A 258-nucleotide genomic window follows, 5' to 3' on the forward strand; every position below is an offset into this window, starting at 1 on the left:
GCGGTTGAAGTCACCCTCCAGCCCGTGGCCGATCGCCTCGTGCAAAAGCACGCCCGGCCAGCCTGGCGCGAGCAGCACCGTCATTTCGCCCGCCGGCGCGGCGACCGCGTCGAGATTGACCAGCGCCTGCGCCAGCGCCTCGTCGATGCCGCGGTTCCACGTCGCATCCTCGAACAGGCGGTCGTAAAGGTAGCGCCCGCCGATCCCGAACGTCCCCGTCTCGCGGCGGCCATTCTGCTCGACCACGATCTGGATATT

1 pseudogene is annotated in these 258 nt (G+C 68.6%); it reads right to left on the reverse strand.

Features of this window, described 5'->3' with window-relative positions:
* Positions 1-258 (reverse strand): annotated as a pseudogene (tldD, locus tag AC0IW9_RS31190) (metalloprotease TldD); the annotation flags it as partial.

It is taken from the genome of Belnapia sp. AC561 (assembly GCF_979252845.1).